Raw genomic sequence first — 23,765 nt, 5'->3', positions numbered from 1 at the left:
GTCCCGCCCGGCCGGGAGCGCCGGGCGGGCCAGGCCCCGCCTCAGGCCCGCGTCGCCTCGAAGCCCCGGCGGATCTGGTCGGGGTCGAGGTTGCGGCCGATGAAGACGACCCGCGACTCGCGGGGATCCCCCGCCGGCCACTCGTCCTGAAGGTCGCCGTCCAGGATCATGTGCACGCCCTGGAACACGAAGCGGCGCGGCTCGTCCGGGAAACTGACGATGCCCTTGCAGCGCAGGATGTCGGGTCCCTGCACCTGGGTGAGGTCGGAGATCCACGGCATGAACTTGTTCGGGTCGACCGGGCCCGGCAGCCACGCCGACACCGACTGAATGTCCTCGGCGTGGTGGTGATGGTGGCCCTCCTCCAGGAATTCGGGCTCCACCGCGATGATCCGGTCGAGGTCGAAGGCGCGCCGGTCGAGCACGGCGTCGAGGGGCACGTCGCACTTCACGGTGCGGTGGATCCGGGCCGAGGGGTTGATCGCCCGGATCCGGCGCTCCACCGCGGCGAGCTCGTCCTCGCCGACGAGGTCGGCCTTGTTGAGCAGGATCACGTCCGCGAAGGCGATCTGGTTGCGAGCCTCGGGCGCGTCCTTCAGGCGCTCGCTCAGCCACTTGGCATCCGCCACGGTGACCACCGCGTCGAGGCGCGCCGCCTCGCCGACATCCTGGTCGACGAAGAAGGTCTGGGCGACCGGGGCCGGATCGGCGAGGCCGGTCGTCTCCACGATGATCGCGTCGAACTTGCCGCGCCGCTTCATCAGGCCGTCCATGATGCGGATCAGGTCGCCGCGCACGGTGCAGCAGATGCAGCCGTTGTTCATCTCGAACACTTCCTCGTCGGCGCCGACCACGAGGTCGTTGTCGATCCCGATCTCGCCGAACTCGTTGACGATCACGGCGTAGCGCTTGCCGTGCGGCTCGGTGAGGATGCGGTTGAGGAGCGTGGTCTTGCCGGCACCGAGGTAGCCGGTGAGCACGGTGACGGGGATCTTGTCCGACATGCGGCAAACCTGAAGGGCTGGACCGCCGGCGCGGGGCGGCGGAGGGACGCCCTGATATAGTGTATCACCCCGGCGGCCGGGAGGGCGTTCCCGCCAAGCTGAAGCGATCGACGTCGCCGAGCAGCGCGACGAAGGCCCGCGCCCCGTGCGCCAGGGCCGCCTCCCCGGCCGCCGCGGTGGCGAGGCGGGCGTCGCCGATTGCGCCCTCGGGGTTCAGGTCCTCGGCGAGCCAGGCGAAGGCGGCGGGCCGGCCGGCCCGAAGCTGGGCGTAGTCCCGCTCCATCGCGCGGCTGCGCGGCACGAAATCCCGCACGCGATCGCGCCGCACGAGGTCCGGCCGCAACGCGAGCATCAGGGCGGTCTCGACCGCGCCGCCGTGGATGCCGTGGCGGATCTCCTCCTCGGGGAAGAGCCCGGGCGGGTAGCCGAAGCGGCTCCAGGCGGTGGTGACCGCGAGGAGGCCGCAGCGACGGCGCAGTTCCAGCGCCACGAGGTCGATGAGCGCGCTGTTGCCCCCGTGCGACGTGACGATGACGAGCTTGCGGCAGCCCGCCCGGTGCACCGCCTCCCCGATCTCGACCCAGGCGGCGAGCGCGGTCGGGCCGGCCAGGGTGAGGGTGCCGGGAAAGCTCAGGTGCTCGTCCGACTTGCCGATGGCCTGGACGGGCAGGAGCAGGACGTCGAGGTCCTCCGGCACCTGGGGCGCGACCCGGGCGAGGTAGCCCTCCTGGATGACGGCGTCGGTGCCGAGCGGCAGGTGCGGGCCGTGCTGCTCCACCGCCGCCACGGGCAGGACCGCGATGGCGCGGTCCATGGCGCGGTCGCGGATCTCGGCGGTGGTCAGGTCCTGCCAGGATCGGGCCGGCATCGCGGGTCTCCAGGCCCGAAGAGGGCGCACGAGGCGGGGCCGTGCGGGGCCTCGCTGCCGCATCGTCCGCCGCGGGGCCGGAGCTCCCGCGGCGGATGAGGCACCGCAATGATGCGAAGGAGTGCGGGCCCCCGCAACCGCGGCCGCGCAGCCGGCTGTGCATCGGCCGCGGCTGTCATGCGAGCGTCACGGCCGGGCGGCAGATGGCCGTGCTAGGGTGCGGGCGCGGCGCCCTGCCGAGCCGCCCTCCCCGGCAGAAGGAGCTCCCGCGATGTCCACGGCCGAGCAGGCGGCGCCGGTCCAGGCCGACGAGGCTCCGCGGCGCAAGGCGTCCAAGGCCCTTCGCCCGCCCGGGGCGAAGAGCGTCGGCTGGGCGCTCGTCCACGCCGCCCGGATGCAGCGCGGCCGGATCGGCGACCGGCTCGCGGCCCTCGACCTCTTCGCCGGCCAGGAGCAGGTCGTGCAGGTGCTCGCGGCCGCCGGCGCGATGACGATGGGCGACCTCGCCGCGACGCTGCGGGTGCGGCCCCCGACCGCCTCCAAGACGGTGACCCGCCTCGCCGCCCTCGGCTTCGTCGAGCGCCGCGCGGAGGCGGCGGACGGGCGCATCGTGCGGGTGCGCCTGACCGAGGCCGGGCTCGCCAAGGCGGCCGCGATCGACCGGATCTGGGAGGAGGTCGAGGCCGAGATGCTCGACGGCTTCGACAACAAGGAGAAGCGCCGCCTGCGCAAGCTCCTGCGCCGGGCCGCGCGCAACCTCGCCGAGGCCTCGGGGCTCGACGCCCACGAGCCGGAGCCCGAGGAGGACCTGGATGCCGGCGGGCTGGAGGCGGAGGACGGGGCGCACGACGCCGATTGAGCCGCCTCGCCGTAATTTCCTCCCTGGACCGTTGCCGGCGAGCCACGCTTCGGCCCTCCCGTCGCCGGATTCTCCTGGTCGGATCGCCCCCAACAACAAAACGGGGAGTTGAGTCCGATGCAGGATCGCCACCAGCCCAGCCCGGGCGAGACCGACCTCGAACGTTCCGTCGCCGAGGCCCTGCGGGTGATCGCGCAGGTGCAGGCGGAGCGCGGGGACGCGCCGGTGCGCTCGGCCCGGCTGCGGCTCGCGACGATCTACGGGGTCAACCGCCTGCGGCGGCGGCTGAGAAGCGGCGCCAGCGCGGCGGCGTGAGGGCGGTTCCGCCGCCGGCGGGGCCCCAGCCCCGCCACGCGGGGTGTCAGCCCCGCCACGCGGGGTGTCAGCCCCGCGCCAGTTCCCAGCCCCGCTCGGCCAGCGCCATGCCGAGCGCCCCCTTCTCGCTCGCATCCGCGCTCGACGCGTTGCCGGCCTTGGCCCGGGCCAGGACCCCTTCGAGGATCACCGCGAGGCGGAAGAGCGCGAAGGCGAGGTGGAAGGGCGTGATGCCGTCCCGGCGGCCGGTGCGCTCGCAGTAGCGGCGCACGTACTCCGCCTGGCTCGGCAGGCCGAGCGCGTCCAGGTCCCGGCCGAGCAGGCCGCGATAGGCGGTCGGCGCCGTGTTGTAAGCGATGCAATTGTAGGCGAGGTCGGCCAGCGGGTGGCCGAGGGTGGCGAGTTCCCAGTCGATGATGCCGATCACCCGCGGCTCGTCCGGGTGGAAGATCATGTTGTCGAGGCGGAAATCACCGTGGCAGATGCGGGTCTCGTCGTCCGCCGGCACGTGGGCGGGCAGCCATTCCGCCAGCCGGTCGATCGCCGGGTTCTCGCGCGTCTTCGAGGCCGCCCATTGCCCCGACCAGCGCTCGATCTGCCGCCGGAAGTAGTTTCCGGCCTTGCCGAAATTCGACAGCCCGACCGCCCCCGGATCGACCCGGTGCAGGCGCGCCAGGGCCTCGTTCATCGCGAAGTAGATCGGCGCGCGCGCCTCGCGCGGCAGGTCCGGCAGGGCCGGGTCCCAGAACACCCGGCCCCGCAGCCGCTCCATCAGGTAGAAGGGCGTGCCGATCACCGCCGGGTTCGCGCAGAAGGCGACCGCGCGGGGGACCGGCACGTCGGTGGCGGAGAGCGCGTTCAGCACCCGGAACTCGCGGTCGACGGCGTGGGCGGAGGGCAGGAGCTTGCCGGGCGGCTGCTTGCGCAGGACGTACTCGCCCGCCTCGGCGATTACCAGGAAGGTCGGGTTCGACTGCCCGCCGCGCATCTGGCGCAGGTCGGTGAGCCGGCCGAGCCCCTGCGCGGCGAGGAAGGCCTCCAGCGCCTCGGTCGGGAAGCGGTGCGCCTCGCGCACCGGGATGGTCTCGGGCAGGTCTGTCATGCGGGGTCCATCGCGGGGAACGGGCCGCGACCATGCCGCAAGCGCCGGGCGCGGTCATTCCTGCAGCGCAGCATTTCGCCCGCCCGGCCGGGCCGGCCGCCCAGGCTGTGCATGATCCCGTTGATTCCGCGTCGGTTTTCCAGCGCCGGTTTCGCCCCGCCCGGCCATGCTCTAGGATAGCCGCATGAGTCGTGCCCTCCTCCCCGTCCTCGCCCTCTCCCTCCTGTCCGCGGCGCCCGCGCTGGCGAAGCCGAGGCCCAAGGCCGAGAAGCCCGAATCCGCCGCGCCCGCGAGCCTGCAGGCGAGCCCGGTCGGCAGCTTCGGGGCCTGGAACGTCTTCGCCGCGGGCGAGGGCAAGGGCCGCATCTGCTACGCGATCAGCAAGCCGCAGGCGCGGCTGCCCAAGAGCCTCAAGCGCGACGACGCCTTCCTGTTCGTGACCGTGCGCAGGGGCGAGCGGGTGGCCAATGAGGTCGCCATCATGATGGGCTTCGCCCCGAAGCCCGGCAGCAACCAGACCGGAGCCGGGGCCGACACCGCGGCGGCGAACGCCGCCGTCCCAGCCCCCTCGGCCGCCAACGACCCGTCGCTGGCGATCGGCTCGGCCCGCTACGCGCTCGTGGTGAAGGGCACCAATGCCTGGCTGCAGAACCCGGCCGAGGAGGGCCGCGTCGTCACCGAGATGGGGCGCGGCAAGAAGGTCGTCGTGAAGGCGGTGTCGCAGCGCGGCAACGCCTCGACCGACGAGTACAACCTCGAAGGCTTCGGCGACGCCATCAAGCGCACCCGCGAGGAGTGCAAGTAGGGCCTGCCCGGCGCGTATTCGCGTTTCGGCCCGCAACCGCCTATATCGGGGGTCACCATACTCCCGAAGGTTCCTGATGGCGACGGCGTCCCTCGACACCGCGCGGCCCGAGCGCCGCGCCGGTTCCGATCCCTTCATCGAGAAGACGCCCGAGGTGCGCCCCGAGGCGATGGTCGCGACCGGCCGGCCCTCCCTGGTCGGCCTCACCCGCGGCGCCCTGCGCGAGCGCCTCGCCGCCATCGGCGTGCCCGAGCGCGAGCAGCGCATGCGCACCGGCCAGCTCTGGCACTGGATCAACGTGCGCGGGGCGGCCTCCTTCGAGGCCATGACCAATGTCGGCAAGGGGCTGAAGGCGCAGCTGGAGGAGGCCTACACCCTCGACCGGCCCGAGGTGGTGAGCGAGCAGGTCTCCCGCGACGGCACCCGCAAGTGGCTGCTGCGCATGCCGCCGACCGGCCGCCACGACCACAATCGCGGCGCCGAGATCGAGTGCGTCTACATCCCGGCCAACGACCGCGGCACGCTCTGCGTGTCGAGCCAGGTCGGCTGCACGCTCACCTGCTCTTTCTGTCACACCGGCACGCAGCGCCTCGTGCGCAATCTCTCGGCCCAGGAGATCACCGCCCAGCTCGTCGTCGCCCGCGACCGGCTCGGCGACTGGCCCGGCCAGGTGCCGCCCAAGGGCACCTTCGTGCCGGTGGACGGCTCGCGCTTCGTGTCGAACATCGTGTTCATGGGCATGGGCGAGCCGCTCTACAACGTCGACAACGTGGTCGACGCGGTCGGGGTGATGAGCGACAACGAGGGCCTCGGCCTGTCGCGCCGCCGCATCACGGTCTCGACCTCGGGCGTGGTTCCGCAATTCGAGCGGCTCGGCATCGACGCGAACGCGATGCTGGCGATCTCGCTCCACGCGGTGCGCGACGACCTGCGCGACGAGCTGGTCCCGCTCAACCGCAAGTACCCGATCCGGACCCTGCTCGAGGCCTGCCGGAACTATCCGGGCGTGTCGAATGCCCGCCGCATCACCTTCGAGTACGTGATGCTGAAGGGCGTGAACGATTCGGATTCCGAGGCGCGCGAATTGGTGCGGCTGCTCAAGGGCATCCCGGCCAAGATCAACCTGATCCCGTTCAATCCCTGGCCCGGCTCCAGGTACGAGTGCTCGGACTGGGAGCGGATCGAGCGCTTCTCCGAGATCGTCTTCAACGCCGGCTACGCCTCCCCGGTGCGCACGCCGCGGGGCCGGGACATCCTGGCGGCCTGCGGCCAGCTCAAGAGCGAGACCGAGAAGCTGCGCGCCCGCGCCCGGCTGATGCTGGAGGACGGCATCGGGGCGGAGGGCGTCTACGGGGCCGTGGACGACGACTGAGCGGCCGACCGATGCAGCTGATCGGCCGCCTCGTCGCCGTGGGCTTCGCGCTGCTGCTGGCGCTGCCGGTCGGGGCTTTGCTCCTCGGCCTCGGCGCGCTGGTCGATCCGGTTCTGCGCGACGTCGTGGGGCAGCTCGGCCTCGCCGCGATCGAATCGGTGCTGGCCGAACTCGCCGCCGGCTACCCGCCGGATCCCGGCATGGTCGAGGCGGTGCTGGATGCGGGCCGGGCCGTCCTGCTCCTGGTGGCGGTGCCGCCCATCCTCAACGCCGTGATGGGCGAGGTGCTGGGCTGGCGCGCGCTGACTTGGTACGCGGGCGCGACCGGCTTCCTCACCGCCCTCCTGCCCTGGCTGATGCGGGGCGTGCGCGGCGGCGCGGGCGGTCCGGCGGGCCTCGCCGAGGGGCGCGTCACCGCCCTGCTGTTCCTGGCCGGGGCGGGCGCCGGGCTCGTCTACTGGCTCCTCGCCGGCCGCCGGGCAGGCGGCGCGGCCGCGCCGCGGCGCTGATCAGCGCGCCGTCGCCAGGATCCGCGCCGCGAAGGCCCCGAACAGCCCGGCGAAGAGCCAGTCGATGGCGCGCAGCATCCGCGGCCGGGCCTGGAGCGCGCCGGTGATCCGTTCCGCCCCGAGGACGAGGAGGATCCCGAGCGGCAGCGTGACGGCCACGAAGGCGGCGCCCAGGAAGGCGAGCTGGCCGGCCAGGTTGACCGCGTCGGCGCGCACGAATTGCGGCAGGAAGGTGATGAAGAACAGGACGACCTTCGGGTTCGTGAGGTTCACCCCGACCCCGGTCCAGAAGGCGCGCCGGAAGCCGCCCCCGACCCGCTCGGCCCGCACCGTCAGGGCCGAGCCGCGGCGCAGGGCATCGAGGGCGAACCAGGCTAGGTAGAGGGCGCCCACGAGCTTGAGCACCAGGAAGGCCGTCGCCGAGGCCGCGAGCAGGGCCGAGAGGCCGAGAGCCGCCGCCAGGGTGTGCCCGAGCGTGCCGGTGCTGGTGCCCAGCACCGTGGCGAGGCCGGCCCGCCGCCCGGCCCCGATCGTGCGGGCGAGCATCAGGCTCATGTCCGGCCCCGGCGTCACGAAGAGGACGAGGCAGGCGAGCAGGTAGGCGGCGAAGGTCGGCGCGTCGGGCAGGAAGGTCATCGGCTCGCTCCGGGCGGCAGGCCTCGCCCGATTGAACCGGGAGCGACGCGCAGGCAAGGGCGGCGGCGCGGGCGAGGGCGCTTGAGGCGGCCGCGCGCCGGGCTACCTTCCGGACGGGAGACCAGCATGCCGAACCGCCGCACCCTCGCGATCCCCGCCCTCGCGGTCTTTGCCTGCCTGGCGCTCGCGGCGCCCGCATCGGCGCAGGGCGCGCCGCCCGGCATGCCGGGGGCGGGCGCCATCCAGTCGGACGAGGCGCGGCTGCTCCCGGCCTTCGCCCCGCACGGCATGGTGGCCTCGCAGGAGGCGCGGGCGACGCGGGTCGGCGTCGCGATCCTGCGGGCGGGCGGCAACGCGGTCGACGCGGCCGTGGCGGTGGGCTTCGCCCTGGCCGTGACCCTGCCCCGGGCGGGGAATCTCGGCGGCGGCGGCTTCATGCTGGTGCACCTCGCCAAGAGAAGCGAGACCGTCGCGATCGATTACCGGGAGACGGCGCCGGCCGCCGCGACACGGGACCTCTTCCTGGGTCCGGACGGCGAGCCGGACCCCGCCCTGTCGACCGCCTCCGGCAAGGCGGTGGGCGTGCCGGGCACGGTGCGCGGCCTCGCCGAGGCGCTGGCCCGCTACGGCTCCGGGCGCTTCACCCTCGCCGAGCTGATCGCCCCGGCCGAGGCGCTCGCCCGCGAGGGAATCACGGTCGAGGACGATCTCGCCGCCTCGCTGCCGCGGGCGGCCGGCATCCTCGGGCGATACGAGTCGAGCCGGGCGGTGTTCTTCCGCGGGGATCGGCCCTACGGCTGGGGCGAGCGGCTGGTCCAGCCGGACCTCGCCGCGACCCTGCGCCGGATCGCCGAGGGAGGCCCGGACGCCTTCTACCGCGGCGAGGTCGCGGAGAGGATCGTGGCCGCCGTGCGGGGGGCGGGCGGCGCGATGACGCCGGAGGATCTCGCCTCCTACCGGGTGGCCCTGCGCGCCCCGGTGCGCGGCGCCTATCGGGGCCACGAGGTGGTGGCGATGCCGCCCCCGAGCTCCGGCGGCGTGCACCTCGTGGAGATCCTCAACATCCTCGAAGGCTACGACCTCGCCGCGAAGGGGGCGGGCAGCGCCGAGGCGATCCACCTCCTCGCCGAGGCGATGAAGCAGGCCTACGCGGACCGCGCCGCCTATCTGGGCGATCCCGACCGCGTCCGCGTGCCGGTGGCCGGCCTGACCGCCAAATCCTACGCGGCGCGGCTGCGGGCGCTGATCGACCCGGACCGGGCCCGGCCGGCCGGGGAGGTGCGGGCCGGCAATCCCCTGCCCGAGGAGCCCGACCAGACCACCCACTTCTCCGTAGTCGATTCCGAGGGCAACGCGGTCGCGAACACCTTTACGCTCAACTTCTCCTACGGGCTCGGCCTCGTCGCGGCAGGGACGGGGGTGCTCCTCAACAACGAGATGGACGATTTCTCCGCCAAGCCCGGGGCGCAGAACGCCTACGGCCTCGTCGGCGGAGAGGCCAACGCGGTCGCGCCCGGCGCGCGGCCGCTCTCCAGCATGACGCCGGCCTTCGTCCTGCGCGACGGCCGGCTCCTCCTGGTGACCGGCAGCCCCGGCGGCAGCCGCATCATCTCCACGGTGCTGCAGGTGGTCACCGGCGTGGTGGATTTCGGGCTCAACCTCGCCGAGGCGGTCGCGGCGCCGCGCGTGCATCACCAGTGGCGGCCGGACGCGCTTCTGGTCGAGACCGGGCTGTCTCCCGACACGCTGGCGCTTTTGCGGGCGAAGGGCCACCGGGTCGTGGTCGGCTCGACCTCCGGCTCGGCGAGTTCGGTGATGGCAGTGCCCGGCGGCTGGGCCGGGGCGGCGGATCCGCGCCAGCGCGGCACGCTCGCGGAGGGTCACTGAGGAGACCGGGATTACGGGCCGGCCCCGGCGCGTTCATCTCATGTAGGCCCCCTCAGATCCGGACCATGACCTCACGCAAGCGCCTCGACGTCGTCGACCTGATCGTGCCGCTGCGGCGCTACGCCCGCGCGCTCACCCGCGACCCGGCCCAGGCGGACGATCTCGTGCACGACGCCCTCGTGCGCGCCCTGGAACATCAGAGCTCGCTCAAGAGCGGGACCAACCTGCGCACCTGGCTGATGACGGTGCTGCACAACGCCTTCATCGACGGGCAGCGCCGCCGCCAAGTGGAGGCGCGCTACGCCGAGACCCTCGAGCACATCGCCGACGCGGCGGTGCCCGCCGGTCAGGACAGCCACGTGCGCCTCGCCCAGATCCGCGAGGCCTTCGCGCGGCTGCCCGAGGAGCAGCGGGCGGCGCTCCACCTGGTGACGATCGAGGGCATGGCCTACCAGGAGGCCGCCGACGTGCTCGGCATCCCGATCGGTACGCTGATGTCGCGGCTCGGGCGCGGCCGCGCGGCCCTGCGCAGTTTCGAGAGCGGGGAGAACCGGCTGGCGCCCCCCGCCGCGCCCCCGCCGCCGGAGGTCAGCCCGCGCCTGCGCGTGGTTCAGGGCGGCCGCCCGTCCGTGGAGTACGACCGATGATGGACCCGATCACCGAGAGCGACCTGAACGCCTATATCGACGGCCAGCTCGATCTCCCGCGGCGGATCGAGGTCGAGGGCCACCTCGCGGCCCATCCGGAGATCGCCGCCCGGGTGATGGCGGACCTGCGCACCCGCGACGCGCTCTGCGCCGCCTTCGCGCCGTCCCATCCCCGCCTGCATCCCGGTCCGATGCCCGAGCGCATCGCCGTGGCGGCCCGCCGCCTCGACCGGGCGCTGACCTGGCGGCGGATCGGCCAGCGCTTCCAGCGCGCCGCGGTCGTCGCCTTCCTGGTCGGCGCCGGGTGGCTGATGCATGCCGAGACGGGCGGGTTCGGGGTGCCGGGCACCATCGCCTCGACCCACTCGCCGCCCTTCGTGGAGGACGCGATCCAGGCCCGGCAGGCCTCGCAGCTGCGCGCCCGCGTCGCCTCCCTGCGGCCGAGCCCGGCCTACGACCGGGCCGGCGTCGAGGCCGCCACCGGGATCCGCCTGCCGGACCTGCCGCGCGACTGGCGGGTGCGCGACCTGCAGATCGTCCCGACCCGCTCCGGCGCGGGCGTGGAGGTGGCGATCGACGCGGCTTCGCTCGGTCCCGTGGCGCTCTTCGCGACCCAGACCGCGGACGAGGCGGCGCTCGCCCCCGAGGTGACGCGCGGCAGCGACGCGGTGACGGTCTATTGGAAGGCCGGCCACACCGCCTACGCGCTGAGCGGCGGCGACGAGCCGGCGCTCGGCCGCGCCGCCGAGACGCTCGGCGCGCCGCGGCCCTGACACCCCCCTTCCGCCGGTCTCCCCCGCCGACCGGCGGCGTCTCCACGAGGATCACCGACCGATGAACACGCCTTACGCTTGGCAGAGCACGGCGGCGCCCTCCGCCGCCCTCTTCGACGAGGGCCTGCGGCAGCACATGCTGCGGGTCTACAACCGGATGGGGCTCGGCCTCGCCCTGACCGGCCTCGTCGCCTTCGCGGTGTCGGCGACGCCGTCCATCGCCCAGCCCCTGTTCGGCACGCCGCTGAAATACGTGGTGATGCTGGCGCCGCTCGCCTTCATCCTGTTCCTGTCGTTCCGCATCGAGCAGATCTCGGCCGCCACCGCCCAGACCCTGTTCTGGAGCTTCTGCGCGGTGATGGGGCTGTCGCTGGCCTCGGTCTTCCTGGTCTTCACCGGGACGAGCATCGCGCGCACCTTCTTCATCACGGCGGCGATGTTCGGCGCGACGAGCCTGTACGGCTACACCACGAAGCGCGACCTCTCGCGGATGGGCTCCTTCCTGATGATGGGCCTGATCGGCGTCGTCATCGCGAGCCTCGTCAACATCTTCCTGGCGTCGAGCGCGCTGCACTTCGCCATCTCGCTGATCGGCGTCGTGATCTTCGTCGGCCTGACGGCCTACGACACCCAGTCGATCAAGGAGCAGTACGCGGAGCACTGGGACCAGGAGACCAGCGGCAAGCTCGCGGTGTTCGGGGCGCTGTCGCTCTACCTGAACTTCATCAACCTGTTCCAGCTGCTTCTGAACTTCACCGGCGAGCGGGAGTAGGGGTCCCCCCTTCCCTTCCTCTCCTCGACGGTGCTGGGGAGCCCCCCGTCCCTCGGACGGGGGGCTTCGCCGTTTCGGGCGGGCCTCCCGGACGGGGGCGGCCCGCGCCCGGGCCGGACAACGATCGATCCGATCGATTGAAACGACCTGATCAATGCGTTGGACCGATTTATCGGCGGTGGGGATCATGCGCGGGCCACGCGAGATCCGCCCATGCCCAGCATCGAGATCGCCACCGACGCCGCGACCCGCGGCGCAGCCCTGACCCGCACCGGCCGTGGCCTCGGCGCGCTGCGCCGGGTGATGCCCGGCCTCGCCCTGTGCCTCGCCGTCGCCGCCGCCTCCGTCGGGCTGGAGCGGGTCGAGGCGCGCCTGTTCGGACGCGCGTGGCTCGAAGCCCTGGTGCTGGCCATCCTGATCGGCACCGCCCTGCGCACGGCCTGGGCGCCGCCCGCGCGCTGGCGGCCCGGCATCGCCTTCTCGGCCAAGACGCTGCTCGAGATCGCGGTGGTGCTGCTCGGCGCCTCGCTCAGCGCCGACGCGATCCTGGCGGCCGGTCCCGGCCTGCTCGTCGGCATCGCGGCCGTCGTGGCCGCCGCCATCGCGCTCGGCTACGGCCTCGGCCGCGCGCTCGGCCTGCCCCGGCGTATGGCGGTGCTGGTGGCCTGCGGCAACGCGATCTGCGGCAACTCCGCCATCGCCGCCGTCGCCCCGGTGATCGGGGCGGACGGGGAGGAGGTGGCGGCCTCGATCGCCTTCACCGCCGTGCTCGGCGTGCTGGTGGTGCTCGGCCTGCCCCTCCTGGTGCCGCTCCTGCACCTGTCCGCCACGCAGTACGGAGTGCTGGCGGGGCTCACGGTCTACGCGGTGCCGCAGGTGCTCGCCGCCACCGCGCCGGTGGCCGCGCTCAGCGCGCAGGTCGGGACGCTCGTCAAGCTCGTGCGCGTGCTCATGCTCGGCCCGGTGGTGCTCGGACTGTCCCTCGCCGCGCGCCGCCTGCCCGAGGAGACCGACGAGGCCGCGCCGCGCGGTGCGGCGGGCGATCGACCGGCGCGGGCGCGGGTGGCGCTCCACCACCTCGTGCCCTGGTTCATCCTCGCCTTCCTTGCCATGGCGGCCCTGCGCTCGCTGGGCCTCGTGCCGCGGGCGGCGCTGGGGCCGATCGCCGACGGCGCGACGATCCTGACGGTCGTCTCCATGGCCGCGCTCGGCCTCGGCGTGGACGTGCGGGTCGTGGCCAAGGCCGGTCCGCGCGTCACCCTGGCCGTCACGCTCTCGCTCCTGGGGCTGGGCCTCGTCGGCCTCGGCCTGATCCGCCTGCTCGGCATCGCCTGAGCGGCCCCGCCCCGACGCCGAGAGCGGCACTCGATCACGTTGCAATCGGGTGCCGCTCTCGATCTTTGATCTTGCCGCGTTTTCTGCGACGAACCGGCATCCACTTCATCGGAAAATGCTCTAGCCCGGCGGCCCGGCGATCAGGGCGAGGAGCGCGTCGGCGGCGCGGCTGCGATAGCGCTCCCGGTGCCGCAGGACACGGAAGGCCCGGCTCGGCAGGGGGAAGGGCGGCGCCGCCAGGCTGCCCGCCCGCAGGGCCGGCGCGACGACGCTGTGGGAGAGCACGCTCGCCCCCGCCCCCGCCTCGACCGCCGCCCGCACGGCCTCGTTCGAGGGCAGTTCCAGCACGACCCGCAGCCCGGAGGGCGCGATCCCGGCGCCGGTCAGGGCGGCTTCCAGGACCGAGCGCGTGCCGGAACCCGCCTCGCGCATCACCCACGCGGCCTCGGCCAGATCCTGCGGGCGCACCGTCGCGCGGGCGGCGAGGCGATGGTCCGGCGCGGTGATCAGGACGAGCCTGTCGTCGGCGACGTCCTCGCTCGCGAGCATCGGATCGTCGATCCTCCCTTCCACGAAGCCGAGTTCGGCGGTCCCGGCCTGCACCGCGGCCGCGACCTCGGCCGTGTTGCCGATCGCGAGGGTGACGACGATCTCGGGGAAGAGCCGGCGGAAGGCGACGAGGTGGCGGGGGAGCCAGTGGCTCGCGATGGTCTGGCTGGCCTGCACGCGCAGGGTGCCGCGCCGCAGGCCCGAGAGGTCCGCGAGCACGGCCTCGGCCGTGGCCGCGCGCGCCAGCACGGCCCGCGCCTCGCCCAGGAAGAGGCGGCCGGCCTCGGTCAACGCGACGCCGCGCCCGACGCGGTGGAAGAGCTTGGTGGCGTGCCGCTCCTCCAGCGCGGCCACCGCCGCGCTGACCGCCGATTGCGAGAGGTTCAGCGCCTCGGCGGCGCGGGTCACGTGCTGGCGCTCGGCCACCGCGACGAAGATGCGAAGCTGCTCTAGGGTCACGCCTGGGGCTTAGCAGCCGGAGCGCCCGGCGTCTCGGGTCCGCAGCGCCTCCCGCCCCCGAGCCCGCGGAACCGCGCGGCGCCGGCGCGCCGCGGGCGGGAGGACGGGGATCGCGCCTCCCGCACCCTCTCCGCCCTCGGCGCGGCCGCGCGCCGGAAAGGGCGTGGTCCCGCGCAGATCCGCCGCCGCCGAACGCGAAACCCCGCCCGGGCGCGATCCCGGACGGGGTGACGGGTGCGATGCCGGGCGGGCCGGCGACTCCCGGGCTCATCCCCATCCGCGAGATCCCTTCGGGATGGCGGATCTGGGCGTCGCTCAAGCGCCGCGCGGGCTCGTGATACGCTGTCCGAACGTGATCGTCCGGACAGCGTATGATCGGGACCCGCTCGGATCGACCGGATCCCGGATCAGAAGGTGAAGCCGGTCTCGATCAGGTAGCGGTCCTGCGAGGTCTTGTTGCCGGCCTTGCCGAAGCCGAGGCCCGCCGTGATGTCGTAGAGCTGAACGTGCGCATACTCGCCGCGCAGGAAGTAGCGGCCGAAGGTGAAGGTCGGGGTGACCGTGACCGAGAGGGCGGAGCTGCCCGGCCCGTAGAGCAGGCTGGTAAGCCCCGTGAAGCGGTTGCCCGTCTGCGTCTCGTACTCGACGCGGCCGGCCAGGGCGAAATTGTCGTTGAAGGCGTAGCTCGCCAGGATCGCGCCGCCATAGGTCGAGGCGCTCTCCACGATCCCGATGCGCGGATCACGCTCGACATTCGTGAACTGGAAGTAGGGCGTGATGATCCACGGCCCGTCCGAATAGGTGTAGTTGATGTTGAAGATGCCGCTGTTCTGCTGGAACAAGGGCGTCGCGAACTGGTAGCGGAAGCTCTTGATCCCGGCATTGGTCCGGTCGACGTTGAAGCCGCCGTTCACGCCGATCGTGTTGGCGTCGTTCAGCTTGTAGGCCACCGAGCCGGTGAACCAGCTGATCTCACCCGAGTAGAACCCGTCCGTGCCCGCCACCGACACCGACCACGGGCCCTCCGACCAGTTCACCTGGACACCGTGGTTGATGATGTTCTCCTGGAAGAACAGCAGGCCGCGCGAGATGTTCAGGTTCTGGAAGGTGAAGGGCGCCTCGCTGCCGATCAGCGTCGGCATGCGGCCGCCCTGGATCGACCACGCGTCGTTGATCTGCCACTTGCCGAAGGCGACCGGCAGCGGCCCGAACAGCAGGTCGGTCTGGTTGATGGCGCTGTAATTCTGCGCCCCGAGGGTGGGCACCGCGTAGGCGCCGGCCGCGATGTAGAACTGGAACGGGCCATCCGCCTTCTGGACGAAGCCCATCAGGTTGGAGAAGTCCACCCGCGCGGCCCGGTCCCGGTCCGGGAAGATGCCGAGCGGCAGGGCCAGGCCCGGCGCGAACTGGTTCGTCTGCGTGTAGGCGTAGCCCGTGAGCGCGCCGCCGACATAGATGTCGCCGAAGCCGCCGATCGTGAAGCAGGTCGGGTCCGGGTTCTGCTTGATCGGTCCGTTATAGACCGGGAACGAGAGCGTGGCCTTGCAGGCCGCGGGCGCCGCCGGGGCCGGCGCGACCTTGGGGGGCAGGTCCGCCGCCTGAGCGTAGCCGGACAAGACGGCTAAGGCGGCCATGCTGAGGGAGGTGAAGCGGATCGCCACGATTCTCAAGTCCAAATGTCGGTCTGACTACGGCTAAGCTGGCAGCGCGGGCCGGTTGGCGCAAAGGCAATTTCTGGGCACCTGCATACCATTTAGGCAGTTTCCGCGTGGCCGGGCCCAACCGTGTCCTGTACGCAACACCGCGATAACGACCTAAAGTAAGGTAAGACGTCGTGAGGGCCCGCGCGGCGTCGCGCGCCAGGGGAGGTGGTTCGCGGGCGGCCGCCAAGCAACGCGCCCGCCTGATCGCGCGACGCGTCCAGCGCCGAGGGATTCGCGGGACCGATGCTTCCCGGACATGTCGCGGATACCCGCTCGGAGCGGTCCCTGCGGCCGCCTTCCTCAGGGACAACACGCCTGAGCGGGACCGCGTCCGCGGGCGATCCGGATCGCTCCCCTAGGAGCGGGACGGAGGGGCGGGCGAAGCCCGCGGCGCGGCGGCGCCCGTTGCCGCCGCCGGGCCCGTCGAAGGGATCTTCAGTGGGACAGGATCTTGGACAGGAAGGTCTGGGCGCGCTCGCTGCGGGGCGATCCGAAGAACTCCTCCTTCTGCGCGTCCTCGACGATCTCGCCGCGGTCCATGAAGATCACCCGGTTCGCCACCTTGCGGGCGAAGCCCATCTCGTGGGTGACGACCATCATGGTCATGCCCTCGCGGGCGAGCTCCACCATCACGTCCAGCACCTCGCCGACCATCTCGGGGTCGAGGGCGGAGGTGGGCTCGTCGAACAGCATCACGATCGGGTTCATGGCGAGCGCCCGGGCGATCGCCACGCGCTGCTGCTGCCCGCCCGAGAGCTGGCCCGGGAACTTGTGCGCGTGCGCCTTCAGCCCGACCCGCTCCAGCAGCGCGAGGCCCTTCGCCTCCGCCTCGGCGCGGCTGCGGCCCAGCACCTTGCGCTGGGCGAGCGTCAGGTTGTCGGTGATCGAGAGGTGCGGGAACAGCTCGAAATGCTGGAACACCATGCCGACGCGCGAGCGCAGCTTCGGCAGGTTGGTCTTCTTGTCGGCGATCCGCGTCCCGTCGACCGTGATCTGCCCCTTCTGGAACGGTTCGAGGGCGTTCACGCACTTGATCAGGGTGGACTTGCCGGAGCCCGAGGGGCCGCAGACCACCACCACCTCGCCCTTCCGGATCGAGGTGGTGCAATTCGTCAGCACCTGGAAGTCGCCGTACCACTTGCTGACCTGATCGATCACGATCATCGGGCCGGAACCGGCGGCGGCGGGCGGCGTCTCGACGAGGGGCGCGGAGGACATGGGAGCCTCTCTGGAAGTCAGCGGATGATGGCGATGCGGCGCTGCAGGCGGCGCACCAGGATCGAGGCGAGGAAGCAGATCGCGAAGTAGACCAAAGCGGCGAAGAGGTACATCTCGACGAGGCGCCCGTCGCGCTGCGCCACCTTCGAGGCGGCGCCGAGGAAGTCGGTGATCGACAGCACGTAGACGAGCGAGGTGTCCTGGAACAGCACGATGGTCTGGGTCAGCAGGACCGGCAGCATGTTGCGGAAGGCCTGGGGCAGGATGACCGACCCCATGCTCTGCCAGTAGGTCAGACCGAGCGCCGAGGCGGCGGCGGCCTGACCCTTGGGGATCGACTGGATGCCCGCCCGCATGATCTCGGAGAAGTAGGCCGCCTCGAACAGCGTGAAGGTGACGAGCGAGGAGGTGAAGGCGCCGACCTGGATCGGCCGCTCGGCCCCGATCAGCCACTGCCCGAGATACGGCACCAGGAAGTAGAACCAGAAGATCACCAGCACCAGCGGCAGCGAGCGCATGAAGTTGACGTAGCCCTTGGCCACCAGCGGCAGCACCGGCAGGCCCGAGAGCCGCATCATGGCGATGAGCGTGCCGAGGATGGTGCCGCTCACCGCCGCCAGCGCGGTCAGCGTCAGCGTGAAGGTCATCCCGGTGAGGAAGAGGTAGGGCAGCGCGCTGACGATGACGCTGAAATCGAAGTTCGACAGCATGGACTCTCACCCGCGGCGGAGAGGGAGCGGCGGCCTCAGCGGGCGCCGGGTATCGCGACCTTGCGCTCCAGGTACCCGGCCGCCGTCACCACCAGGAGATTGATGATGATGTACAGGATGGTGGCGGCCGTGAAGGCCTCGAAGACCTGGAACGAGAATTCCTGCATCGAGCGGGCGCGGGCGGTGAGTTCGAGGAGCCCTATGGTCAGCGCGACCGACGTGTTCTTGAGGTTGTTGAGGAACTCGGAGGTGAGCGGGGGCAGGATGATGCGGTAGGCGTTGGGCAGCAGCACGTACCGGTAGGTCTGGGAGGTGGTGAGCCCCAGCGCCGTGCCGGCCATGCGCTGGCCCCGCGGCAGGGCCTGGATGCCCGCCCTCACCTGCTCGGCGACGCGCGAGGCCGTGAAGAAGCCCAGGCACACCACCGCCGTGTAGAAGGGCGCGTCGGGCAGCTGCTTCAGCCACGTGCCCCAGCTCTGCGGCAGCATCTCCGGCAGCACGAAGAACCAGAGGAACATCTGCACCAGCAGCGGGATGTTGCGGAAGAGCTCGACGTAGCCGTTCCCGAAGGCCTGGGCGAACCGGTTCGGCAGCGTGCGCATGACGCCGATCACGGACCCGACCGCGAAGGCGATGACCCAGGCGCAGAGGGCCGTCACGATGGTCCACAGGAGGCCCGACAGGAGCATGTCGGCGTAGGTCCCCGTGCCCTCGGGCGAGGGCTCGAAGAAGATGCTCCAGTTCCAATTGTAGTTCATGCCCAGTCCACCGACGCGGCTGTCGTCACGGGCGCCGTGCGCGGGCGCAATGATACGTCATGGCGCGGCCATGCGTGACCGATTCTCGCACCATCCACCGGAATGCCGGGGCGCGGCGGCGGCCGCGCCCCGGGCTCGCGACACCCCCTGCGGGAAGGGGCGATCACGGGCCGCTGCGAAGGGCGGCCGGTCAGTACATCGCCGGGTCGGGGCTGTCGCTCGGCTTGGCGAAGGCCTTCTTCAGGGCCGCATCCATCGGCAGGTTCAGGTTGATGTTGCGCGGCGGGATCGGCTTGGTGAACCACTTGTCGTAGGTCGCCGGGCCCTCCGGGCTCTGATAGAAGGCCGCCGTCGCGTCATCCACCACCTTCTTGAACGGCGCGTCGTCCTTGCGCAGCATGATGCCGTAGGGCTCGGGCTTGGAGATCGCGTCGGTGGAGATCAGGTAGGCGTCCGGCTCCTTCGAACTCGCCGCCAGCGAGGCCAGGAGCACGTCGTCCATCACGAAGGCCACCGCGCGCCCCGTCTCGACCATCAGGAACGCCTCGGCGTGGTCCTTGGCCGGCAGGATCGTGATCCCGAGCTTGTTGGCGGCGTTGTACTCGTTGATCTGCCGGATGTTGGTCGTGCCGGAGGTCGACACGACGGTCTTGCCCTTCAGGTCATCGAACTTGCTGACGTTGCTGCTCTTCTTGGCGACGAAGCGGCTGGCGGTCAGGAAATGCGTGTTGGTGAAGGAGACCTGCTTCTGGCGATCGACGTTGTTGGTGGTCGAGCCGCATTCCAGGTCGACCGTGCCGTTAGCGATCAGGGGAATGCGGGTCGCCGAGGTCACCGGATTGAGCTTGACCTCCAGATTCGGCAGGCCGAGCTTGGCCTTGACCGCGTCCACCACCTTGTAGCAGATGTCCATGGCGTAGCCGACCGGCTTCTGGTTGCCGTCGAGATAGGAGAACGGCACCGAGGAGTCGCGGTAGCCCAAGGTGATCGCGCCGGTCTCCTTGATCTTCTTCAGGGTTCCGGAGAGCTCCTCGGCGGAGGCCGGCAGCGCGGCGAAGCCGGCCACGAGCAGGATCAGCAGGCGTTTGGGGGCCATCCAGATTCTCCTTTTGGGCGAGCCCTACGTCCGTCATCGCGGGCCGCGGCGTCAAGGGCCGCGCCCGCGCGAAGGACGGGATGACGGCCGCGCGCCGGGCCGGGGGCCGGTTGCGGAATGCGCAGCCGCGGGCGAGAACGGGCGCGCCGCCCCGCGGCACGCCCCTTGTCCGCCCTGACCGACCCCGCGCCGGACCAGACCGCATGCAGATCGCGACCCCCTACCTGATGTTCCTCGGCGACGTCCCCGACCGCCTCGCCGCCAAGACCGCCTACGGCATCGTGGATTGGCGCCCCGAATGGTGCACCGGGCAGCTGCGGCTGCCGGGCTGCGCGGCCGATCTCGGCATCCCGGATCTCGGCATCGAGGAGGCGGTCGCGCGGGGCGCGCGCACCCTGATCGTCGGCGTCGTCAACGCCGGCGGGGTGCTGCCCGAGCACTGGATCGCGTCGATCGTCGCGGCCCTGGATGCGGGGCTCGACGTGGCGAGCGGCCTGCACACCCGGCTCGGCTCGGTCCCGGCCATCGCCGAGGCGGCGGCGCGGGGCGGGCGCCAGCTCCACGACGTGCGCCATTCCGACCAGCGCTTCGACACCGGCAAGGGGGTGAAGCGCCCGGGCCGCCGGCTGCTCACCGTCGGCACCGATTGCTCGGTCGGCAAGAAATACACCGCCCTCGCGCTGGAGCGGGGCATGCGCGCCCGCGGCTTCGACGCGGATTTCCGCGCCACCGGCCAGACCGGCGTCTTCATCTCGGGCCGCGGGGTCGCCATCGACGCGGTGGTGGCCGATTTCATCTCGGGCGCGGTCGAGTGGATCTCGCCCGCGGCGGCGCCGGAGCACTGGGACCTGATCGAGGGCCAGGGCTCGCTGTTCCACCCCTCCTTCGCGGGGGTGAGCCTCGGCCTCCTCCACGGCGCGCAGCCCGACGCCTTCGTGATCTGCCACGAGCCGACCCGCACGCGCATGCGCGGGGTGCAGCATCCCCTGCCCTCGATCGAGGAGGTGATCGACCTCACCTCGCGCTGCGGGCGCCTGACCAATCCGGAGATCCGCCCGGTCGGGATCGCGGTCAACACGCAGGATCTCGGCGAGGCCGAGGCCCGCACCCTGCTCGACGCGCTCGCCCGCGCCCACGACCTCCCGGCGAGCGACCCGGTGCGCTTCGGCGTCGAGGAGATCGTGGCGCGGATCGCGGCGCTCTACCCGGCGGGTCTGCCCGCATGAGGCGCCTCGCGGTCGCGGTCGAGACCTGGCCCATCGCCGGGCGCTTCACCATCTCGCGCGGCAGCCGCACCGAGGCCGTGGTGGTGGTGGCCAGCGTAACGGACGGCACCCGTACGGGCCGCGGCGAGGGGGTGCCCTATCCCCGCTACGGCGAGAGCGTCGAGGGCGTGCGCGACCTGATCGCCGCGCAGGGCGAGGCGGTGGCGGCGGGCGCGACCCGGGCCGACCTGCTCGCCCGGATGCCGGCGGGCGCGGCCCGCAACGCCCTCGACTGCGCCCTCTGGGACTACGAGGCCAAGGCGGCGGGGCGGCCGGCCCACGCCCTCGCGGGGCTCGCGCCGCCGCGCCCGGTCACCACCGCCTACACGCTCAGCCTCGGCGCACCCGAGGAGATGGAGGCGGCGGCCCGCGCCGCCGCGGCGCGGCCCCTCCTCAAGGTCAAGCTCGGCGGCGAGGGCGACCCGGCCCGCATCGCCGCCGTGCGCCGCGGGGCGCCCGCCTCCCGCCTCGTCGTCGATGCCAACGAGGCATGGCGGCCGCGCAACCTCGCCGAGAACATGGCGGCCTGCGCGGCGGCGGGGGTGGAGCTGATCGAGCAGCCGCTCCCCGCCGGCGAGGACGAGGCGCTCGCCGGGCTCGCGCGCACGATCCCGCTCTGCGCCGACGAGAGCCTGCACCCGGGCGCCGGGCTCGACGGGCTCGCCGGCCGCTACGACGCGATCAACATCAAGCTCGACAAGGCGGGCGGGCTCACGCCGGCCCTCGCCCTCGCCCGGGCCGCGCGGGAGCAGGGCCTCGCGATCATGGTCGGCTGCATGGTCGGCACCTCGCTCGCCATGGCGCCCGCCATGCTGCTCGCGGGCTTCGCGACCTTCGTCGACCTCGACGGCCCCCTGCTCCTCGCCCGGGACCGCGAGCCGGGGCTGCGCTTCGAGGGCAGCCTCGTCCACCCGCCCGATCCGGCCCTGTGGGGGTGAGGCGATGCTGGGCTGGGATTCCGCCGGGGACGCCCTGATCGCCCCCGCCGTCGCCCGCAACCGGGAGCCGATCCTGGCGGTGCTGCGGCGGCTCCTGCCGGAGACGGGCCTCGTCCTCGAAGTCGCGAGCGGCTCGGGCGAGCACGCCGCGCACTTCGCGCGGGCGCTGCCGGGGCTCGCCTTCCAACCCTCGGACCGGGAGCCGGCGGCCCTGCGCAGCATCGCGGCCCACGCCCGGGCGGCCGCGCTGCCCAACCTGCGCCCGCCCCTCGCCCTCGACGCCGCGGCGGAGACCTGGCCGCTGGCGCGGGCCGACGCGGTCCTGGCCATCAACATGATCCACATCGCGCCCTGGCCCGCGACCGAGGGGCTGATGCGGGGGGCCGGCCGCCTGCTGCCGCCGGGCGCGCCGCTCGTGCTCTACGGGCCCTTCATGGTCGAGGACACGCCCACCGCCCCGAGCAACCTCGCCTTCGACGCGGATCTGCGGGCGCGCAATCCCGCCTGGGGCCTGCGCGACCTCGGCGCCGTGGCGCGGGCCGCCCGGGGGCAGGGCCTCGCCCTCGCCGAGCGCGTCGCCATGCCGGCGAACAATCTCTGCCTCGTCTTCCGGGCCGGCGCGGCCGCGTAGGACATTCGTACGCCTTCCCGTCCCGGCCGCCCTTCCCCACCTTCGGACGCCGCGCGGGGTGGTGGCCCCGGTATGGCGAAAGGCGCCCCGGCGTGGGATCCTCCCCGGGGCGCGGCGCCGAGGGGAGGGCCAGGGTGAGCGGCGAGGCGGAACGGCACAGGATCGTCATCGTGGGCGGCGGCGCGGCGGGGCTGCAGCTCGCGACCAAGCTCGGCGACAGGTACGGCCGGCGCAAGCAGGCGGAGGTGACGCTGGTCGACCGCTCGCGCACCCATATCTGGAAGCCGCTCCTGCACGAGGTCGCGGCCGGCAGCATGGATGTGGGCCACCACGCCGTCGATTACCTGCACCACGCCCATGCCCACCATTTCCGCTACCGGATCGGCGAGATGGTCGGGCTCGACCGCGAGCGCCGGGTCGTGCGGCTCGCGGCGAGCCACGACGCCGAGGGCCGCGAGGTCACGCCCGAGCGGGACATCCCCTACGACACGCTGGTGATCGCGGTCGGCAGCGCGAGCAACGATTTCGGCACGCCCGGGGTGAAGGAGCACGCCATCGCCCTCGACACGCCGGATCAGGCGCAGCGCTTCCACCGCCGCCTCATCAACGCGATGATCCGCGCCCACGCCCAGGACGCGCCGGTGCGCGCGGGCCAGCTCCACGTGGCGGTGATCGGGGCCGGCGCGACCGGCACCGAACTCGTGGCGGAACTCCACCGCACCACCCGCCAGGTGGCCGCGACCGGCCTCGACCGCATCGACCCGGACAAGGACCTGAAGCTCACCCTGATCGAGGCGGCCGACCGGATCCTCCCGGCCGTGCCCGAGCGGCTGTCGCGGGACGTGATGGCCCTGCTCGCCGGGATCGGCGTCGAGGTGCGCACCGGCGCCCGGGTCACCGAGGTGCGGGCGGACGGCGTGCAGCTCGCCGACGGCAGCTTCATCGCGTCGGAACTCGTGGTCTGGGCCGCCGGCGTGCGGGCGCCCGAGGTGCTGCGCGACCTCGGCGGGCTCGAGACCACCCGCAACAACCAGCTCGTCGTGCTGCCGAGCCTGCAGACCACCCGGGACGAGAACGTCTTCGCCCTCGGCGACTGCGCCTACCTGATCGATCCGGCCACCCAGCGGCCGATCCCGCCCCGCGCCCAGGCCGCCCACCAGCAGGCGAGCCACCTGCTGCGCCAGATGCCGAACCGGCTGGCGGGACGGCCCCTCGCCCCGTTCCGCTACCGCGATTTCGGCTCCCTCGTCTCGCTCGGCGAGTACACCACGGTCGGCAACCTGATGGGCTTCATCCGCGGCCGCAACGTCTTCATCGCCGGCCTGTTCGCGCGGCTGATGTACCAGTCGCTCTACAAGATGCATCAGAAGGCGCTGCACGGGACCTGGAAGGTCTCCCTCGACACGGCGGCCCGCGCGCTGACCCGGCACACGGTGCCGCGGGTCAAGCTGCATTGAGGCCGGTTGCGCCGGCCGGGCATCGGTGCTTCGGTGGCACGGGCCCGGTCGCCCCGACGGGGCGCGCGCGACCCGGGGGCTCGCCCGAGGCCGGGAG

General features: G+C 72.6%; 24 protein-coding genes. 14 read left to right on the top strand and 10 right to left on the bottom strand.

Going from position 1 to position 23,765, the window contains the following annotated elements; all coding sequences use genetic code 11:
- Positions 1–41: 41 nt before the first annotated feature.
- Together M446_RS21865 and M446_RS21860 are read right to left on the bottom strand one after the other, a co-directional pair.
- Positions 42–1,004 (bottom strand): CobW family GTP-binding protein, encoded by a 963-nt coding sequence (locus tag M446_RS21865; RefSeq protein ID WP_012334292.1) that lies wholly within the window; start codon positions 1,002–1,004, stop codon positions 42–44.
- 64 nt (positions 1,005–1,068) lie between these two features.
- Positions 1,069–1,872 carry a creatininase family protein gene (locus M446_RS21860; protein ID WP_012334291.1) on the bottom strand — a complete coding sequence of 268 codons (804 nt, stop codon included), beginning with the start codon at positions 1,870–1,872 and terminating at the stop codon, positions 1,069–1,071.
- 271 nt (positions 1,873–2,143) lie between these two features.
- On the opposite strand from M446_RS21860, the gene M446_RS21855 reads away from it, so the two are divergent.
- Positions 2,144–2,731, top strand: a complete 588-nt coding sequence (locus tag M446_RS21855) for a MarR family winged helix-turn-helix transcriptional regulator (RefSeq protein ID WP_012334290.1) — start codon at positions 2,144–2,146, stop codon at positions 2,729–2,731.
- A gap of 117 nt (positions 2,732–2,848) precedes the next feature.
- Positions 2,849–3,046 carry a hypothetical protein gene (locus tag M446_RS21850; RefSeq protein WP_012334289.1) on the top strand — a complete coding sequence of 66 codons (198 nt, stop codon included), beginning with the start codon at positions 2,849–2,851 and terminating at the stop codon, positions 3,044–3,046.
- Between the two features lie 67 nt (positions 3,047–3,113).
- Here M446_RS21850 and M446_RS21845 read toward each other — a convergent pair whose 3' ends face one another.
- Positions 3,114–4,148: a phosphotransferase gene (locus tag M446_RS21845; protein WP_012334288.1), complete on the bottom strand. Its 1,035-nt coding sequence runs from the start codon at positions 4,146–4,148 to the stop codon at positions 3,114–3,116.
- Positions 4,149–4,332: 184 nt separating this feature from the next.
- On the opposite strand from M446_RS21845, the gene M446_RS21840 reads away from it, so the two are divergent.
- From M446_RS21840 to M446_RS21830, 3 genes are all read left to right on the top strand, one after another.
- The gene (locus tag M446_RS21840) at positions 4,333–4,953 is read left to right on the top strand and encodes a hypothetical protein (RefSeq protein ID WP_012334287.1); all 621 of its coding nucleotides are present in this window, start codon (positions 4,333–4,335) and stop codon (positions 4,951–4,953) included.
- Between the two features lie 76 nt (positions 4,954–5,029).
- On the top strand, positions 5,030–6,325 hold the full coding sequence (gene rlmN / locus M446_RS21835) for a 23S rRNA (adenine(2503)-C(2))-methyltransferase RlmN (RefSeq protein WP_012334286.1): 1,296 nt from the start codon (positions 5,030–5,032) through the stop codon (positions 6,323–6,325).
- Between the two features lie 11 nt (positions 6,326–6,336).
- The gene (locus M446_RS21830; RefSeq protein ID WP_012334285.1) at positions 6,337–6,834 is read left to right on the top strand and encodes a hypothetical protein; all 498 of its coding nucleotides are present in this window, start codon (positions 6,337–6,339) and stop codon (positions 6,832–6,834) included.
- On the opposite strand, the gene M446_RS21825 is transcribed toward M446_RS21830, so the two are convergent.
- Positions 6,835–7,470, bottom strand: a complete 636-nt coding sequence (locus M446_RS21825) for a LysE family translocator (protein WP_012334284.1) — start codon at positions 7,468–7,470, stop codon at positions 6,835–6,837.
- A 126-nt stretch (positions 7,471–7,596) separates the two neighbouring features.
- On the opposite strand from M446_RS21825, the gene ggt reads away from it, so the two are divergent.
- The 5 genes from ggt to M446_RS21800 all read left to right on the top strand — a co-directional run bounded on the left by ggt (position 7,597) and on the right by M446_RS21800 (position 12,884).
- Positions 7,597–9,357: a gamma-glutamyltransferase gene (gene ggt / locus M446_RS21820; protein ID WP_012334283.1), complete on the top strand. Its 1,761-nt coding sequence runs from the start codon at positions 7,597–7,599 to the stop codon at positions 9,355–9,357.
- Between the two features lie 65 nt (positions 9,358–9,422).
- Entirely contained in the window at positions 9,423–10,004 is a 582-nt protein-coding gene (locus M446_RS21815) for a sigma-70 family RNA polymerase sigma factor (RefSeq protein ID WP_012334282.1), read from the top strand.
- On the top strand, positions 10,001–10,777 hold the full coding sequence (locus M446_RS21810) for an anti-sigma factor family protein (protein WP_018259755.1): 777 nt from the start codon (positions 10,001–10,003) through the stop codon (positions 10,775–10,777). The genes M446_RS21815 and M446_RS21810 overlap by 4 nt, the downstream gene beginning before the upstream one ends.
- A 61-nt stretch (positions 10,778–10,838) precedes the next feature.
- Complete coding sequence (locus M446_RS21805; RefSeq protein WP_012334280.1) at positions 10,839–11,549, top strand: Bax inhibitor-1/YccA family protein; 711 nt, start codon at positions 10,839–10,841, stop codon at positions 11,547–11,549.
- A gap of 213 nt (positions 11,550–11,762) precedes the next feature.
- On the top strand, positions 11,763–12,884 hold the full coding sequence (locus tag M446_RS21800) for a YeiH family protein (RefSeq protein WP_012334279.1): 1,122 nt from the start codon (positions 11,763–11,765) through the stop codon (positions 12,882–12,884).
- A gap of 120 nt (positions 12,885–13,004) precedes the next feature.
- Here M446_RS21800 and M446_RS21795 read toward each other — a convergent pair whose 3' ends face one another.
- From M446_RS21795 to M446_RS21770, 6 genes are all read right to left on the bottom strand, one after another.
- Positions 13,005–13,892 carry a LysR substrate-binding domain-containing protein gene (locus M446_RS21795; RefSeq protein WP_012334278.1) on the bottom strand — a complete coding sequence of 296 codons (888 nt, stop codon included), beginning with the start codon at positions 13,890–13,892 and terminating at the stop codon, positions 13,005–13,007.
- Positions 13,893–14,299: 407 nt separating this feature from the next.
- Positions 14,300–15,553 carry a porin gene (locus M446_RS21790; RefSeq protein ID WP_012334277.1) on the bottom strand — a complete coding sequence of 418 codons (1,254 nt, stop codon included), beginning with the start codon at positions 15,551–15,553 and terminating at the stop codon, positions 14,300–14,302.
- Positions 15,554–16,030: 477 nt separating this feature from the next.
- Positions 16,031–16,759, bottom strand: coding sequence for an amino acid ABC transporter ATP-binding protein (locus M446_RS21785; RefSeq protein ID WP_026190465.1), 729 nt, complete (start codon positions 16,757–16,759; stop codon positions 16,031–16,033).
- 71 nt (positions 16,760–16,830) lie between these two features.
- Entirely contained in the window at positions 16,831–17,523 is a 693-nt protein-coding gene (locus tag M446_RS21780) for an amino acid ABC transporter permease (RefSeq protein WP_012334275.1), read from the bottom strand.
- Positions 17,524–17,558: 35 nt separating this feature from the next.
- The gene (locus M446_RS21775) at positions 17,559–18,281 is read right to left on the bottom strand and encodes an amino acid ABC transporter permease (RefSeq protein WP_012334274.1); all 723 of its coding nucleotides are present in this window, start codon (positions 18,279–18,281) and stop codon (positions 17,559–17,561) included.
- 190 nt (positions 18,282–18,471) lie between these two features.
- On the bottom strand, positions 18,472–19,377 hold the full coding sequence (locus tag M446_RS21770) for a transporter substrate-binding domain-containing protein (protein WP_012334273.1): 906 nt from the start codon (positions 19,375–19,377) through the stop codon (positions 18,472–18,474).
- A gap of 203 nt (positions 19,378–19,580) precedes the next feature.
- On the opposite strand from M446_RS21770, the gene dgcN reads away from it, so the two are divergent.
- From dgcN to M446_RS21750, 4 genes are all read left to right on the top strand, one after another.
- On the top strand, positions 19,581–20,603 hold the full coding sequence (gene dgcN / locus M446_RS21765; RefSeq protein WP_012334272.1) for an N-acetyltransferase DgcN: 1,023 nt from the start codon (positions 19,581–19,583) through the stop codon (positions 20,601–20,603).
- Positions 20,600–21,580, top strand: coding sequence for an N-acetyl-D-Glu racemase DgcA (gene dgcA / locus M446_RS21760; RefSeq protein WP_012334271.1), 981 nt, complete (start codon positions 20,600–20,602; stop codon positions 21,578–21,580). The genes dgcN and dgcA overlap by 4 nt, the downstream gene beginning before the upstream one ends.
- 4 nt (positions 21,581–21,584) lie before the next feature.
- Positions 21,585–22,211, top strand: a complete 627-nt coding sequence (locus tag M446_RS21755) for a DUF938 domain-containing protein (RefSeq protein ID WP_012334270.1) — start codon at positions 21,585–21,587, stop codon at positions 22,209–22,211.
- A gap of 134 nt (positions 22,212–22,345) precedes the next feature.
- On the top strand, positions 22,346–23,668 hold the full coding sequence (locus M446_RS21750; protein WP_012334269.1) for an NAD(P)/FAD-dependent oxidoreductase: 1,323 nt from the start codon (positions 22,346–22,348) through the stop codon (positions 23,666–23,668).
- Positions 23,669–23,765 lie beyond the last annotated feature (97 nt).

The sequence above is a fragment of the Methylobacterium sp. 4-46 genome, from assembly GCF_000019365.1.
In the GTDB taxonomy this organism is placed as follows: domain Bacteria; phylum Pseudomonadota; class Alphaproteobacteria; order Rhizobiales; family Beijerinckiaceae; genus Methylobacterium.
This window is presented reverse-complemented; position numbering and strand designations above follow the sequence as displayed.

Excerpts from the sequence above, each read along its gene's own strand:
- M446_RS21865 (WP_012334292.1), bottom strand. The coding sequence starts at position 1,004 with ATGTCGGACAAGATCCCCGTCACCGTGCTCACCGGCTACCTCGGTGCC.
- M446_RS21860 (WP_012334291.1), bottom strand. The coding sequence starts at position 1,872 with ATGCCGGCCCGATCCTGGCAGGACCTGACCACCGCCGAGATCCGCGAC.
- M446_RS21855 (WP_012334290.1), top strand. The coding sequence starts at position 2,144 with ATGTCCACGGCCGAGCAGGCGGCGCCGGTCCAGGCCGACGAGGCTCCG.
- M446_RS21850 (WP_012334289.1), top strand. The coding sequence starts at position 2,849 with ATGCAGGATCGCCACCAGCCCAGCCCGGGCGAGACCGACCTCGAACGT.
- M446_RS21845 (WP_012334288.1), bottom strand. The coding sequence starts at position 4,148 with ATGACAGACCTGCCCGAGACCATCCCGGTGCGCGAGGCGCACCGCTTC.
- M446_RS21840 (WP_012334287.1), top strand. The coding sequence starts at position 4,333 with ATGAGTCGTGCCCTCCTCCCCGTCCTCGCCCTCTCCCTCCTGTCCGCG.
- rlmN (WP_012334286.1), top strand. The coding sequence starts at position 5,030 with ATGGCGACGGCGTCCCTCGACACCGCGCGGCCCGAGCGCCGCGCCGGT.
- M446_RS21830 (WP_012334285.1), top strand. The coding sequence starts at position 6,337 with ATGCAGCTGATCGGCCGCCTCGTCGCCGTGGGCTTCGCGCTGCTGCTG.
- M446_RS21825 (WP_012334284.1), bottom strand. The coding sequence starts at position 7,470 with ATGACCTTCCTGCCCGACGCGCCGACCTTCGCCGCCTACCTGCTCGCC.
- ggt (WP_012334283.1), top strand. The coding sequence starts at position 7,597 with ATGCCGAACCGCCGCACCCTCGCGATCCCCGCCCTCGCGGTCTTTGCC.
- M446_RS21815 (WP_012334282.1), top strand. The coding sequence starts at position 9,423 with ATGACCTCACGCAAGCGCCTCGACGTCGTCGACCTGATCGTGCCGCTG.
- M446_RS21810 (WP_018259755.1), top strand. The coding sequence starts at position 10,001 with ATGATGGACCCGATCACCGAGAGCGACCTGAACGCCTATATCGACGGC.
- M446_RS21805 (WP_012334280.1), top strand. The coding sequence starts at position 10,839 with ATGAACACGCCTTACGCTTGGCAGAGCACGGCGGCGCCCTCCGCCGCC.
- M446_RS21800 (WP_012334279.1), top strand. The coding sequence starts at position 11,763 with ATGCCCAGCATCGAGATCGCCACCGACGCCGCGACCCGCGGCGCAGCC.
- M446_RS21785 (WP_026190465.1), bottom strand. The coding sequence starts at position 16,759 with ATGATCGTGATCGATCAGGTCAGCAAGTGGTACGGCGACTTCCAGGTG.
- M446_RS21780 (WP_012334275.1), bottom strand. The coding sequence starts at position 17,523 with ATGCTGTCGAACTTCGATTTCAGCGTCATCGTCAGCGCGCTGCCCTAC.
- M446_RS21775 (WP_012334274.1), bottom strand. The coding sequence starts at position 18,281 with ATGAACTACAATTGGAACTGGAGCATCTTCTTCGAGCCCTCGCCCGAG.
- M446_RS21770 (WP_012334273.1), bottom strand. The coding sequence starts at position 19,377 with ATGGCCCCCAAACGCCTGCTGATCCTGCTCGTGGCCGGCTTCGCCGCG.
- dgcN (WP_012334272.1), top strand. The coding sequence starts at position 19,581 with ATGCAGATCGCGACCCCCTACCTGATGTTCCTCGGCGACGTCCCCGAC.
- dgcA (WP_012334271.1), top strand. The coding sequence starts at position 20,600 with ATGAGGCGCCTCGCGGTCGCGGTCGAGACCTGGCCCATCGCCGGGCGC.
- M446_RS21755 (WP_012334270.1), top strand. The coding sequence starts at position 21,585 with ATGCTGGGCTGGGATTCCGCCGGGGACGCCCTGATCGCCCCCGCCGTC.